This window comes from Klebsiella sp. DY2415 (genome assembly GCF_026314315.1).
Taxonomy (GTDB): domain Bacteria; phylum Pseudomonadota; class Gammaproteobacteria; order Enterobacterales; family Enterobacteriaceae; genus Klebsiella; species Klebsiella ornithinolytica.
In genome coordinates, this window is the sequence record NZ_CP111115.1 from 2,501,311 (window position 1) to 2,514,829 (window position 13,519).

Here is a 13,519-nt window from a genome sequence, read left to right on the forward strand (position 1 = left end):
GAACCCGTGAAACACGTAATATTAAAAGGGTAAAGCTTTTATCACTTTTATCTCATTGATAACCAATGCAATGTTGGTCGGAAGCATATTGTAAAGTTACCTGATGCTTCCGATAAAAGGCACGTAGCGTTAAAGCAGCAGATACCCCTCATGGCGCAATAACCACTCTTTCCGCTGCACGCCGCCGGCATAGCCGGTCATGGTGCCATTTCGCCCAATCACGCGGTGGCAGGGCACGACAATACTGACCGGGTTTGAACCGTTGGCCGCGCCGACCGCACGCGCCGCGCCAGGACGCCCCAGCGTTTCCGCCAGCTGGCCGTAATGCATCACCTGACCGCAGGGAATAGTGCGCAGGGCTTGCCAGACTTCACGCTGAAAGGGGGTGCCTGCCGTTGCCGTCGGCAGCGTCTCAATGACGCTGAGATCGCCGGCGAAGTAGGCGTCAAGTTGGCGACTCAGTCCGCCGGGATCGCGGGCATCGATGCGTTGATAACCTTCATGACGATAGTGCAGATCAAGCAGTTGCGTCATACGGTCGCTATGCTCGTCCCACTCCACGGCGCGCAGGCGAAACTGCTCGTCGCAAAGAATCCATAACGGCCCCAGCGGGGTGTCGATTTTGTCCTGAAGCAGTACCAGCATCATTTCTCCTTGTTACCTGATTAGCAAGATAACTATTGCGTGATATTGACAAGATATCACGCACGCCGTTCCGCCAACTATACTCCTGAAAGATAATCCACCGCTGTGCGGATAAAGGCCGGGAACCGGGGGAAGAAATGACGCGCGATTTCAATCTGCATACGGCTGCTGAGACGGATAAAACCGCGGAGATACCGTCTGCGGTGATGTTTATTTTTGTATTAATTACGCCGCGCGGGTGTGACGGGTTTTTGTTACTTTTATTCGGCGGCGAATTCCCCTGTGCGGAGGAGCGTTCAGTTCATTTTTCTCTGCAGTTTGTCATACGCACGCGGATTAGTAAGAACTGGCTAATTCATCGGGAGGCACCCGGCGCCGCGAATAAATATACAGGCATTCCTTGAGTCAATTATTTTGCCAGCACCCCGGTGTTGGCTTTTTTTTATAACCATTAGAGGTATCGATATGCAATATATGCTGACAGGACTTTTAATCTTGATTATCAGTAGTTTATTGTTAAACGCTGTCTCTCTTGCGATTGAGTCGGTATATAAGATGCTGAAAGAGATGCATTTAAAAAAACGGCATCTTTAAGAATGTCGCAGGACAACCTCGGGTGACGAAAAATGCGGCGCAGACGACAAGGCTGATATTATAAAAAGTCTGGAGATGAACGCTTCTCTCCACGCGATCACGCGATGATGCGTGTCGTCACGCGCGCAGCGGAGGGTGACCAGGCTCTGGCCACCCGGTTTTATCAGGACAGGCGCGGGTAAATTCCCGGGCCGATGGGTAAACCCAGCCAGTACCATATCACCAGCATCAGAAGCCACACGACGAGGAATATCAGAGGATAGGGCAGGACGAGTGAATAATAAGTACCGAGTTTCGCATCTGAGCGATAGCGTTGCAGGAAGCCAAGAAACAGCGGGACAAACGGCGATACCGGCGCCAGCGGCAGGACCGACGAATCCGCGATGCGGAACAGTATCTGGGCAAAGGCCGGATGAAACCCGAGCAGCATAAACATCGGCACAAAGATCGGCGCCAGAATGGACCAGATTGCCGAGCCGCTGGCGATAAACATACAGAGAAATGCCGACAGTAGCGCCAGGCCAACAAAAGCCGGTACTCCGCTCATTCCCGCCTGCTCCAGCAAATCAGTCAGCCCCACGGCCATAAATTTACCCATATTGCTCCAGTTAAAAATGGCAACAAACTGGGCCAGCGGGAACACCATGACGATAAACCCGGCCATCTCTTTCATCGGTTCGATCATTAACGGCGGCAAATCCGCCTGACGACGAATTTTCCCGGTGGCAATACCGTAGGCCAGCGAGACGAAGCAGAAGAAAAAAATAATCAGCGGCACAATGCCTTTAATAAAGGGAGAGGGCATCACCGTATGGCTGACCGGATCGCGCAGAATACCGTTCTGCGGCACGACCATGATGGCGACCAGAGCGATAAAAACCAATGACGCGATACCGGCAACCCGCAGCCCGAAGCGTTGCTCCGCCGTCAGCGCCTCAAGTCTGTCCTCGCTGCGGCCTTCCCAGCTTCCCAGCCGCGGTTCAATCAACTTATCGGTGATAAGCCCCCCAACCAGGGTCAGAACGATGACCGAACTGGCCATGAAATACCAGTTGTCGATAACGCTGACATGCAGCGAGCCATCCAGTGTTTTTGCCGCCTCGGTACTGATGCCCGAGAGCAGCACATCGGTCGTGACAATCAGCAAATTAGCGGTGAACCCACAGCCGACGCCGGCAATCGCCGCCAGTAAGCCCGCGACCGGGTGGCGGCCAACGGCGAGAAACATCAGGGCGCCTAGCGGCGGCATAATCACCAGAGCGGCGTCGGATGAGATGTGGCTAAAAAAGGCGATAAACAGCACCATATAGCTGGCGTAGCGCGCGCTGACGTGCGAGGCCATTTTGGCCATCAGCGCCGGCAGCAGTCCCACCCGCTCAGCAAGTCCAGCGCCGAGCACCAGCGCCAGAATCGCCCCCAGCGGTGCAAACCCGCTGAAGTTCTTGATGACGTTTGGCAAAAACCAGTGTAACCCTTCGACGCTGAGCAGGTTTTTGACCACCACGGTGGAGCCGTCCGTCGGGTTGATCACCGCCACGCCAAAGGCCGACAGCGCGGCGGTGGTTACCGCCAGCACCACGATAAGATAAATAAACAGCAAAAAAGGGTGTGGAACCTTGTTACCGATCTTTTCAACCCAGCTGTACAGCTTCCCGTTGGGGGAAGGCGACGGTATGGATGACATACTCATGGGCATTCCTCAGTCGTTGTTGTGTTAGTTGTGGTGTTTAGTGCGTGAATGATTGTTTTTATTTTAAAGGTGACGGTGTCACGCCTTGCGGGATCGGGCAGTGATATGGCTTTTCAGCCAGCTGTTGCGCCAGTTCTTGTTGACTGGCTTGCAGCAGCGCACCATCGGTGAGCAGGCGGATCGCCGTGGCGCCGAGCACTTTTCCGGCCACCAGCATCCCCTTATGGGCGATGGCCGTGCGGCCCTGGCTCACCAGTTGCCAGGTATGCAGCGGTGTTCCGACGGCAAAACAGGGGCTGAAACATTGGGCGACCGGGGTTTTCCAGCTGACGTCGCCCACATCGGTGGATCCCGCCAGGATAGTATCCGTCGCAGCCCAGGGGGCGACTTCATCGATCAGCACCGTTTCCCGGTGGCGACGGGCGAAGCGTTTGCCCTCTTCGCCGCCTGTGCCGGCGATATTTCTCAGGCTGTTGTTGAGGTCGTTCTCGCTTAACGTGGCACGAATGTCGTCGGCAAACGCGCGATCCGCCTCGCTCCATGACGGTGTACCGTAGTGGCACACGGCCTGATACATCGCCGCCTCCAGCGTGCGATTAGGTAAATAACTGGAGCAGGCCTTCTCGAAACGACAGGTGACCGACGTTTCAGTCATCAGCGCCGCGCCCTGGGCGATTTTCTCGATGCGGGCATAGATTTGCTGCGCATCCGCCATCTCCGGCGCGCGGATTAAATAGAGCACCTCCGCCTGAGCCTGTACCACGTTGGGGGAAATGCCGCCGCTGTCGGTTATGGCATAATGGACGCGTGCTTTCTCAATAATGTGCTCATTGAGGAAGTTGGTGCCGGTGGTCATCAGCGTGACGGCGTCCAGCGCGCTGCGCCCCAGATGCGGCGAGTTGGCGGCGTGAGCCGCGGTGCCGCTGAAACGCCACGCGGCCTGAATGTTGGCCAGCGTGCTGGTGCTGAACATGCCGGCGTAGGCTTCCGGGTGCCAGGTCAGCGCGGCGTCCACATCGTCAAACATGCCTTCGCGCACCATAAACGTTTTGCCGGAACCGCCTTCTTCCCCCGGACAGCCGTAGAAACGAATCGTCCCGCAACCGCCGTGCTGCACCAGCCAGCTCCGGCAGGCAATGGCGGCGGCCAGTGCGGCGGTGCCCAGCAGGTTGTGACCACAGCCGTGGCCGTTCGCCCCAGGCGTCGCGGCAGCAGGATACGCGCACTGCGCCTGCTGACTAAGCCCGGCCAGCGCATCATATTCACCCAGCAGGGCAATCACCGGCTTTCCGCTGCCGTAGCTGGCGACAAAGGCGTTGGGGATCCCGCCGGCCTCACGGCAGACCTCAAAACCTTCTGCTTCAAGGGCGAGCGCCAGCCTTTCGGCTGACCAGAACTCCTCAAAGCGCGTTTCCGGGTGATCCCAGATGGCGTCGGCGATAGCGGTCAACTCGCCGGCGCGGGCGGTAATCACCTCATCAACGTAGCGGTAGAGGGCCTCCATTACACACCTCGCTGCCAGGGGAAATTGAGCGCGGTGAGGGCCAGAGTTTCCACGGCGATGGCCATCACGTTCTCATCAAAGTCGAATTGTTCGTTGTGGTGACCGGCGCTGAGTTCCGTGCCAAAAACCATATACGAGGCCAGACCATTATGCTGTTGAACCCGGGCCATCATCAGGGTGGCATCTTCTGAGCCGGCAGGGGCGGCAATACGGTCGATAGCCTGCTCCACGCCGGGCACCCGGGCCGCCTGCTCGCGCAGATAGTGTACCCACGCCGGGGACGGTGCGCTGGAGGTCGCCGCGCCCATCAGGCGCAGCTCGACGCTGGCTCCGTACATCGCGGCAGCGCCGTGGATAACCTCCCGCGCGCGTTCAAACACATACCGGTTAATGTCTTCCGTTTCGCCGCGGGTTTCCACCTTCAGGAGCGCGCCGGATGGGACAACGTTCCGCCCGGTGCCCGCCTGCATCACGCCGACATTGACCCGCGATGCGCCGGCGCTATGCGGCGCGATGGCGTGCAGAGCAATCGCCGCCTGCGCCGCGGCGAGCAGCGCATTACGCCCGTCTTCCGGTTTACCTCCGGCGTGGGCCGCAACGCCGGTGAATAGCGCGTCGAATTTAGTGGTCGCCATAAAGTTATCGCTGCCGCACACCACGGTACCGGCCGGGACACCGGTACCGATATGAATAGCGGTAAAGTAATCGACATCATCCACCACGCCAGCGGCGACCATTGCCCGCGCGCCGCGGGTACCTTCCTCCGCAGGCTGGAAAATCAGCTTGATCACGCCGTGCAGCCGATCGGCATACTGTTTCAGAACGTGGGCCAGGCCAAGGCCGATGGCCGTATGACCATCATGTCCGCAGGCGTGCATCATCCCAGGGTTACAGGAGGCAAAATCCTCGCGGAACGGGCGGTGGCGGCCGTCGGTATCTTCATTCAGATCGAGGGCATCCATATCGACCCGAAAGGCCAGAGTGGGGCCGGGACGCCCGGTATCCAGCGTGGCGACGATACCGGTGAAGCCGCCTTCGAATGCGCTCAACCACGGTTCTGGCGCACCTTGCTCACGGGCGCGCTGAAAGGCGTTGGCCAGGGTGATCTCATCCGGTAATCCCATCCGACTATCGGCATCGACCGCTTCGCGGCCCAGGGTCAGGTCGTAGCCCAGCTGATGCAACTGCTCTGCAACTTTACTGGCGGTGCGGAACTCGACCCAGCCGGACTCGGCATAATGGTGTAAATCGCGACGCCATTGCGTCATCTCTGGCAGCAGTTGACGGATGTATTCATTGAGTAACGGCATAACCTGTCCTGTCATATTTAAAAATGTGATGAGGTTCACGGTGTGATAGCTTTTACTTATCGCTGATGGGTTTTTCAGCAGCGCATTCTTACGTTGCCACAACGCTTTGCATTACAGTAGATGCCATTTTCTTCTGTTTGATAAACAATGGTTATCACTACGGCGATGTCTTTTCAGATTAAATTTCACCAAATTCGTGCCTTCGTTGAAGTGGCGCGTCAGGGCAGTATTCGCGGTGCCAGCCGGACGCTGGCGTTATCGCAACCGGCTTTGACCAAGGCCATTAAAGAGCTGGAAGAGGGGCTGTCCGCCCAGCTGTTCGTGCGCCGCAGCCAGGGGGTATCGTTAACCGAGAATGGCGAAAGTTTTTATCAGCACGCCAGTTTGATTCTTGAGGAGCTGCGGGCGGCGCAGGAAGATCTGTTGCAGCGCCAGGGGGCGTTGACCGGGCAGATCAATATTGGTCTTGGAGCCAGCGTGGCGCGCTCGCTGATGCCCTCGGTGATTTGTCGTTTTCATCAGCAGCACCCGCTGGTGAAGGTGCGTATCATGGAAGGTCAGCTGCTGTCGATGATCAACGAACTGCGGCAGGGGGAGCTCGATTTCACCATCAATACCTATTATCCCGGCCCTTACGATCATGAATTCAGCTTTGAGAAACTGTTCGAAAAGCCGTTTGCGGTCTTCGCCCGCGCCGGGCATCCCGCAACCCAGGCGACCTCGATTGAACAACTGCTGCATTACAGCTGGACCATGCCAACCCCGCGCGGCAGCTACTTTAAGCAGCTGCAGGATCTGTTTAGCCACCGTTCGCAGATCCCGCATGTCGGCATCGTGTGCGAAACCTTCTCTTCCTGCATCAGTCTGGTGGTACAGAGTGATTTTCTGAGTATCTTACCGGTTGAGCTGGGCAGCGACCCGATGATTGCCGACAAGCTGGTGATGATCAAGGTGAGCGAAACGTTACCGAAAGCGACCTATTATCTGATCCAGCGCCGCGACTCGCGGCAGACGCCGTTAACGGCCTCGCTGATTACCCAGTTTCGCCGACAAAGTCGCCACCAGTTTCCCGCCTGAGCCGGCAGGGCAAATTGTCGCCGGTTGTCGATAAACGCATTGAGGCGGCGGGGCGCGGCGGCTATAGTAGCCTCCGGTAGCAGCCGGAGGAGTGCACATGAATCTTGACGACAAATCGCTATTTCTTGGCGCCATGGAGGACGTTCAGCCTCTGAAGCGCGGCAATGACGTTCATTGGCATCCGGAACGCAACCCGCGCCCGACGCAGCGTCTTGATGTCCTGCAGCTCGATAATTTTCTCACCACCGGCTATCTCGATATTCTGCCGCTGGAATTTAAACGCGAAGGGCTGCAAAACGGTGTGCTGGATAAGCTGCGTCTGGGGAAATATGACCAGCAGGCCAGCCTGAATCTGTTGCGCCGTCCGGTCGAACAGTGCCGGCAAATGCTGTTTGCCTTTGTCGTGCAGGCGCAAAAGGAGGGGTTGCGCAATCTGCTGATCGTCCACGGAAAAGGGCGGGAAGATAACGCGCACGCTAATATCGTGCGTAGCTATCTGGCGCGCTGGCTGGTCGAACTGCCCGAGGTACAGGCGTTCTGCGCGGCCTCGGCACAGCATGGCGGCAGCGGAGCGTGTTACGTCGCGTTGCGCAAATCCGCCGAGGCGAAACAGGAGAACTGGGAGCGCCACGCCAAACGCAGCCGCTAGCGCAGCAGCAGCGTCAGCTCGCGAGCCGCTTTTTGCAGCTCGGGTAGAACCCGTTCCAGCATGTCGCGAGTGGAGACCTGCCCGGCATGCACGCCGACGTTCAGCGCGGCCTGTATCTGGCCCTGCGGGTTGAACAAAGGCACCGCCAGCGAGCGCAGTCCCATTTCCAGCTCCTGATCGTTGAGCGCGTAGCCCTGCTGCTGGACGCGCTTCAGCTCCGCGCGCAGCTTGTTCACCGAATCCACCGTTTGCGGGGTGTAGCGAATCATCGTCACCCGCGCCAGCATATCGTTCAGCTTCTCTTCCGGCAGATGGCTTAACAGCACGCGCCCCATCGAGGTCGCCCAGGCCGGGAGGCGGCTGCCGATATCCAGATCGATGGTCATAATCCGCGAACTGGAGGCGCGGGCAATGTAGAGAATATCGTCGCCATCGAGGGTGGCTATCGAGCAGGATTCGTTCAGCATTTCACTCAGGTGTTTAAGAACAGGCTGCGCCGAACGCGCCAGCGGCGTGGAGGCTAGCCACGCGTGGCCGAGGGCCAGAATACGCGGGCGCAGCTGGAAGTTTTTGCCATCTTCCGCATAGACGAATCCCAGTTTCCCCAGCGTGTACAGGCAGCGGCGCACCGCCGCGCGCGGAATACCGGTCTTCTGGCTGATTTGCGAGATAGACAGGACCGGGCGCTGCGGGGTGAAGGCCTGAATCACTTCCAGCCCGCGGGCCAGCGAGGCCATAAAGTTCGGATCGCCTTTAAACGGATCGCTGTCGCCCGTCAGTAAATCGTCTGGATGCTTCTCCATTTTTTTCTCCATATTTGCCGTCGATCACATTCTTTCGCTAAAGATATACGATGTTCGATTATCGCACCATATTTCGATTATCGCCCTTGACCAACATCGTTAAGCGGGTCACATTTTGTGCGAACAACGCATAAAAGTGCGATTACCGCACGTAAAGGAGCGACCTGATGATTGATAAAAGCGTGTCGACGCTAAGTGATGCCATCGCCGGGATTCACGACGGGGCGACCATCATGATCGGCGGTTTTGGTCCCGCCGGTCAGCCAACGTACCTGATTGACGCCCTGATTGAACAGGGTGCCCGCGACCTCACCATTATCAACAACAATGCGGGCAACGGTGAAGTTGGCCTGGCGGCACTGCTGAAGGCCGGACGCGTGAGAAAGATGGTCTGTTCTTTCCCGCGCCAGGTTGACTCACAGATTTTTGACGATCTTTATCGCCGCGGCAAAGTGGAGCTGGAACTGGTCCCGCAGGGTAATCTCGCGGCGCGAATCCAGGCCGCCGGCGCCGGCCTGGGCGCGATATTTACGCCGACCGGTTACGGCACGCCGCTGGCTGAAGGCAAAGAGACCCGCGAAATCGACGGTCGTCATTACGTCCTCGAATACCCGATCAAGGCCGATTTTGCCCTGATCAAAGCGCACCAGGCCGACCGCTGGGGCAATCTGGTGTATCGCAAAGCGGCGCGCAACTTCGGCCCCATTATGGCCACCGCCGCAAAAACCACCATCGTTGAAGTCTCCCGTTTGGTGAGTCTTGGAGACCTTGACCCGGAAAATGTGATCACCCCGGGGATTTTCGTCCAGCGTGTGTTCTCGCTGGAACATCTGACCACCGCACAACGCGCCTGAGGAGCCAACTATGCAAAAACTAACCCGCGATGAAATGGCCCAGCGAGTGGCGCGCGATATCCCGGAAGGGGCCTATGTCAACCTGGGCATCGGTTTACCTACCCGCATCGCCAACTATCTGCCGAGCGATAAAGAGGTCTTTCTGCACAGTGAAAATGGCCTGCTGGGGATGGGGGGTAAGCCGCAGCCGGGTGAAGAAGATCCGGAGCTGATTAATGCCGGGAAAGAGTACGTGACCCTGCTCAAAGGCGGCTGCTTTTTCCATCACGGCGACTCATTCGCCATGATGCGCGGCGGCCACCTCGACATTTGCGTACTCGGGGCGTATCAGGTCTCCGCCAGCGGCGATCTCGCCAACTGGAGCACCGGCGCACCGGACGCGATCCCGGCGGTGGGAGGGGCGATGGATCTGGCCATCGGCGCACGTCAGGTGTTTGTGATGATGGATCACCTGACCCGCGACGGCGAGTGTAAGCTGGTTGAACAGTGCAGCTACCCGCTCACCGGAGTGGGCTGCGTCAGCCGGATCTACACCGACCTGGCGGTCATTGACATCACCCCGGCCGGTCCGGTGGTACGAGAAATTTTCAACGGCCTCTCTTTTGAGGAGCTGCAGCGCATCACTCCGGTGGCGTTGACCTTTGAACATCTGGCGGAAAGCGCATAAGGAACCTATGATGAATCAGGCATTTATCTGTGATGCGGTGCGTACACCGTTCGGACGTTTTGCTGGTACGCTGGCGACAATGCGCGCCGATGATTTGGCCGCTCTGCCGCTGAAAGCGCTGCTGGAGCGCAACCCGGGCCTCGATCCCGCGCGCATTGATGATGTGATTTACGGCTGCGCAAACCAGGCCGGGGAAGATAACCGCAACGTTGCCCGTATGGCGCTGCTGCTGGCCGGACTCCCGCAAACGGTGCCGGGTAGCACCATTAACCGGCTGTGCGGCTCCAGTCTTGATGCGATCGGCGTCGCAGCGCGGGCCATCAAAAGCGGCGAAACTCAGTTGATGATCGCCGGCGGCGTGGAGAGCATGTCGCGCGCGCCGTTTGTGATGGGTAAGGCGGAGAATGCCTTTAGCCGCAACATGAAGATTGAAGATACGACGATCGGCTGGCGCTTTATCAACGCCCGGATGAAAGAACTGTACGGCGTCGACTCGATGCCGGAGACCGCCGAGAACGTCGCCGCTGATTTTGCCGTTTCGCGTGCCGATCAGGACGCCTTTGCGCTGCGCAGCCAGATGCGCACCGCCGCGGCGCAGGAGGCCGGACGGTTTGCTGATGAGCTGATCGCGGTTTCTATCGCACAGCGTAAAGGCGACCCGCTGCTGTTTACTCGCGATGAACACCCGCGTAGCACGACTGCGGAAGCGCTGGCGAAACTCAAAGGGGTAGTGCGTCCGGACGGTTCGGTGACCGCGGGGAACGCCTCCGGGGTGAACGATGGCGCCTGTGCCTTGCTGTTGGCCAGCGAATCGGCGCTGTCGGCCAACGATCTGCACCCCCTGGCCCGGGTCGTCGGCGTGGCGACGGCGGGCGTGGCGCCACGTATTATGGGCTTCGGTCCGGCTCCGGCGGTACGTAAAGTGCTGGCGCAAACGGGGCTGACGCTGGAGCAAATGGATGTCATTGAATTGAATGAAGCGTTCGCCGCGCAGGCGCTGGCGGTGACCCGCGATTTAGGGCTGGCCGACGATGCGCCCCACGTCAATCCCAACGGCGGCGCCATTGCGCTGGGCCACCCTCTGGGGGCGTCGGGTGGTCGTCTGGCGATGACCGCCGCGTATCAGCTACGTCGTACCGGTGGGCGCTATGCGCTGTGTACCATGTGTATTGGTGTCGGTCAGGGTATTGCGCTGATTATTGAACGTGTTTAAGGAGCCAACATGAGTTTGTTGACCCCCATGCTGCGCAGCAGTCCGCTGACCGCCTGGTTTAGCGATGCGCAGCGGGTGCAGGGGATGCTGGATTTTGAAGCGGCGCTGGTCCGCGCACAGGCATCCTGCGGCACCGTGCCGCAGGATGCTGTCGCCCCCATCGTCAGCGCCTGCCAGCATTCGTCCATCGATTTTCCGGCCCTGGGGCTGGCTGCCGCCAGCGCGGGCAACCTGGCGATTCCGCTGGTGAAGCAGCTCACCGCGCGGGTGAAGACGCAGGATGCCGGTGCGGCACGCTACGTTCACTGGGGGGCGACCAGCCAGGATGCCATCGACAGCGGGCTGGTCTTGCAGCTGCGCGGCGCGCTGGACGAAACGGAACGCCTGTTGCAACAGCTGATTGACGGCTTCGCCACCCAGGCTGAACGCTATCAGAACACGGTAATGCCCGGTCGTACCTGGATGCAGCACGCGCTGCCGGTCACCTTTGGCCTGAAGCTGGCGGGGACGCTTGATGCGCTGCTGCGCTGGCAGCAGCGTTTGCGGGAGATGCGTCCGCGGGTGCTGGTGCTGCAGTTTGGCGGCGCGGCGGGTACCCTGGATTCGCTAAAGGCCGACGCATCGCCGGTTGCGGCGGCGCTTGCCAGCCTGCTCGGGCTGACTCTGCCGGATACGCCGTGGCACAGTCAGCGTGACCGGTTGCTGGAAGTGGGGGCCTGGTTTGCGGGACTGTGCGGCACGCTGGGCAAATTTGCGAACGATTTTTCCCTGCTGATGCAAACCGAAGTGGCGGAAGTCAGCGAACCGGTTGCGGAAGGGCGCGGCGGATCGTCGACCATGCCGCACAAACGCAACCCAATCGCCTGTAGCGCGATTTTAACCGCGGCCCAGCGCACGCCTGGACTGGTGGCGACGCTTTACGCCGGCCAGATTCAGCAGCATGAACGCGCCCTTGGCGGCTGGCAGGCGGAATGGGAGACCCTCCCGGAGCTGATTATGCTGGTGGGTGGGGCACTGGCGCAAAGCGATGCGCTGGTTCGCGATATGCAGGTCTTCCCGCAGAAAATGCGGGCCGACCTGGAGATAACCCACGGACTGATTATGGCCGAGGCGGTGACGCTGGCGCTGGCGGCGTTTATTGGCAAAGCCGATGCCCATCACCGTATTGAGGCGCTGTGCCGCCAGGCGATCGACGAATCCCGCCCGCTGCAGGCGTTGCTGGAGAACGACCCGCTGGTCAGTCAGCATCTTTCGCCCCCCCGTTTAACGCAGCTGCTGGATCCGGCCACGGCCACCGGCAGCGCCGAACGTTTTGTGCGCCAGGTCGTGGCGCGTTACAAGGAGCAACGTAATGAACCTTGATTATCAGCTGGACGGGCCGGAAGGCGCGCCGGTCATTGTGCTTTCTAACTCGCTCGGGACCACCCGCGCAATGTGGCAGCCGCAGATGGCGGCCTTAACCCAACGGTTCCGCGTGCTGCGCTATGACACCCACGGCCATGGTAAAACCCAAAAGTCGGGCAAGGTCACGCTGGCGCAGCTTGGGGAAGATGTGATTGCGCTGCTCGATCATCTCAATATCGCCAAAGCCTGGTTTTGCGGCATCTCGATGGGCGGCCTGACCGGGCTATGGCTGGGGCGTTTTGCCGCGGATCGTTTCTACGGTATCGCGGTGGCCAACACGGCGGCGCGGATTGGCGATCAGGCCAGCTGGCTTTCCCGTTCGCGTGCCGTGCGCCAGGAGGGAATGGACGTGGTGGCCGCCGGTGCGGCGGACCGCTGGTTCACGCACGCCTTCCGTCAGAAGGCGCCGGAGGTGGTTGAGGCGCTGTGCCATCAGCTGACCCATAGCAATGCCGAAGGGTATGCCGAGTGCTGCGAAGCGCTGGCGGCAGCCGATTTACGCAGCGAAGTCGGACAAATTCGCGTGCCGACGCTGATTATTGCCGGTGAAAGTGACCCTGTCACTACCGTTGCCGATGCGCATTTTTTACATCAGCAGATCCCCGCGTCGCAGGTGGTGGTGGTTTCCGCCTCACATCTGTCCAGCATCGAGTCGCCGGGGGCCTTTAGCGCGGCGCTGTTGGCTTTTTTGCAGGAGGGCGATCGTGGACGATAAAACCCGTTACCAGCAGGGCATGAACGTTCGGCGCAAAGTGCTGGGCGATGCCCATGTCGAGCGCACGCTGCACAATCTGACGCCGCTCAATGACGAGTTTCAGGATTTCATTACCCGCTATGCGTGGGGAGAAACCTGGACCCGACCGGGGCTGGATCACCATACCCGCAGCATGATAACTATCGCCATGCTGATTGCGCTGAACCGTGAAGCGGAGCTGAAAATGCATTTGCGCGCGGCGTTTAATAATGGCGTGACCCGCGATGAGCTGAAAGAGTTGATTATGCACTCGGCGCTGTACTGCGGGCTGCCTGCTGCCAATGCCACGATGCATCTTGCGCAGCAGGTGTTTGATGAGCTGGACGGGAAACCGGCCTGATGCGGCTCTGCTGGC

The 13,519-nt window shown here is 59.3% G+C and carries 14 protein-coding genes; 9 read left to right on the forward strand and 5 right to left on the reverse strand.

Annotated elements, in window-relative coordinates; translation table 11 throughout:
- Nucleotides 1-129: 129 nt before the first annotated feature.
- A complete protein-coding gene (gene ogt, locus OQV00_RS11690) occupies nucleotides 130-645 on the reverse strand; it encodes a methylated-DNA--[protein]-cysteine S-methyltransferase (protein ID WP_004862553.1) in 516 nt (171 codons plus the stop codon).
- A gap of 137 nt (nucleotides 646-782) precedes the next feature.
- On the opposite strand from ogt, the gene OQV00_RS11695 reads away from it, so the two are divergent.
- A complete protein-coding gene (locus tag OQV00_RS11695; RefSeq protein WP_004862550.1) occupies nucleotides 783-1,049 on the forward strand; it encodes a hypothetical protein in 267 nt (88 codons plus the stop codon).
- A gap of 353 nt (nucleotides 1,050-1,402) precedes the next feature.
- Here OQV00_RS11695 and abgT read toward each other — a convergent pair whose 3' ends face one another.
- Genes abgT through OQV00_RS11710 form a run of 3 tightly spaced genes read right to left on the reverse strand, consistent with a single transcriptional unit; the run spans nucleotide 1,403 to nucleotide 5,743 of the window.
- On the reverse strand, nucleotides 1,403-2,929 hold the full coding sequence (gene abgT / locus OQV00_RS11700) for a p-aminobenzoyl-glutamate transporter (RefSeq protein WP_266280404.1): 1,527 nt from the start codon (nucleotides 2,927-2,929) through the stop codon (nucleotides 1,403-1,405).
- Between the two features lie 58 nt (nucleotides 2,930-2,987).
- Nucleotides 2,988-4,433, reverse strand: coding sequence for a M20 family metallopeptidase (locus OQV00_RS11705; RefSeq protein ID WP_015584220.1), 1,446 nt, complete (start codon nucleotides 4,431-4,433; stop codon nucleotides 2,988-2,990).
- Entirely contained in the window at nucleotides 4,433-5,743 is a 1,311-nt protein-coding gene (locus tag OQV00_RS11710; protein ID WP_266280406.1) for a M20 family metallo-hydrolase, read from the reverse strand. Before OQV00_RS11710 ends, OQV00_RS11705 begins: the two co-directional genes overlap by 1 nt.
- 165 nt (nucleotides 5,744-5,908) lie before the next feature.
- Here OQV00_RS11710 and OQV00_RS11715 point away from each other — a divergent pair, with 165 nt between their 5' ends.
- Both OQV00_RS11715 and smrA read left to right on the forward strand, forming a co-directional pair.
- Nucleotides 5,909-6,820, forward strand: a complete 912-nt coding sequence (locus tag OQV00_RS11715; RefSeq protein WP_015584221.1) for a LysR family transcriptional regulator — start codon at nucleotides 5,909-5,911, stop codon at nucleotides 6,818-6,820.
- 97 nt (nucleotides 6,821-6,917) lie between these two features.
- Nucleotides 6,918-7,469 (forward strand): DNA endonuclease SmrA, encoded by a 552-nt coding sequence (gene smrA / locus OQV00_RS11720; RefSeq protein WP_266280408.1) that lies wholly within the window; start codon nucleotides 6,918-6,920, stop codon nucleotides 7,467-7,469.
- Here the strand turns inward: smrA and OQV00_RS11725 are convergent.
- Nucleotides 7,466-8,272 (reverse strand): IclR family transcriptional regulator domain-containing protein, encoded by an 807-nt coding sequence (locus tag OQV00_RS11725; RefSeq protein WP_004862537.1) that lies wholly within the window; start codon nucleotides 8,270-8,272, stop codon nucleotides 7,466-7,468. The two genes, smrA and OQV00_RS11725, sit on opposite strands and share 4 nt — an antisense overlap.
- Before the next feature lie 167 nt (nucleotides 8,273-8,439).
- Between OQV00_RS11725 and OQV00_RS11730 the strand changes: the two genes are divergently transcribed.
- The 6 genes from OQV00_RS11730 to pcaC are packed head-to-tail and all read left to right on the forward strand — an operon-like array spanning nucleotide 8,440 to nucleotide 13,504.
- Complete coding sequence (locus OQV00_RS11730; RefSeq protein ID WP_004862535.1) at nucleotides 8,440-9,126, forward strand: 3-oxoacid CoA-transferase subunit A; 687 nt, start codon at nucleotides 8,440-8,442, stop codon at nucleotides 9,124-9,126.
- A gap of 10 nt (nucleotides 9,127-9,136) precedes the next feature.
- On the forward strand, nucleotides 9,137-9,793 hold the full coding sequence (locus OQV00_RS11735) for a 3-oxoacid CoA-transferase subunit B (protein ID WP_004862533.1): 657 nt from the start codon (nucleotides 9,137-9,139) through the stop codon (nucleotides 9,791-9,793).
- Nucleotides 9,794-9,803: 10 nt separating this feature from the next.
- Entirely contained in the window at nucleotides 9,804-11,006 is a 1,203-nt protein-coding gene (pcaF, locus tag OQV00_RS11740; RefSeq protein ID WP_004862531.1) for a 3-oxoadipyl-CoA thiolase, read from the forward strand.
- 9 nt (nucleotides 11,007-11,015) lie between these two features.
- Complete coding sequence (locus tag OQV00_RS11745) at nucleotides 11,016-12,368, forward strand: 3-carboxy-cis,cis-muconate cycloisomerase (protein ID WP_071359497.1); 1,353 nt, start codon at nucleotides 11,016-11,018, stop codon at nucleotides 12,366-12,368.
- Complete coding sequence (gene pcaD, locus OQV00_RS11750) at nucleotides 12,358-13,125, forward strand: 3-oxoadipate enol-lactonase (protein WP_004862527.1); 768 nt, start codon at nucleotides 12,358-12,360, stop codon at nucleotides 13,123-13,125. Before OQV00_RS11745 ends, pcaD begins: the two co-directional genes overlap by 11 nt.
- Complete coding sequence (pcaC, locus tag OQV00_RS11755; RefSeq protein WP_004862525.1) at nucleotides 13,115-13,504, forward strand: 4-carboxymuconolactone decarboxylase; 390 nt, start codon at nucleotides 13,115-13,117, stop codon at nucleotides 13,502-13,504. The genes pcaD and pcaC overlap by 11 nt, the downstream gene beginning before the upstream one ends.
- Nucleotides 13,505-13,519 lie beyond the last annotated feature (15 nt).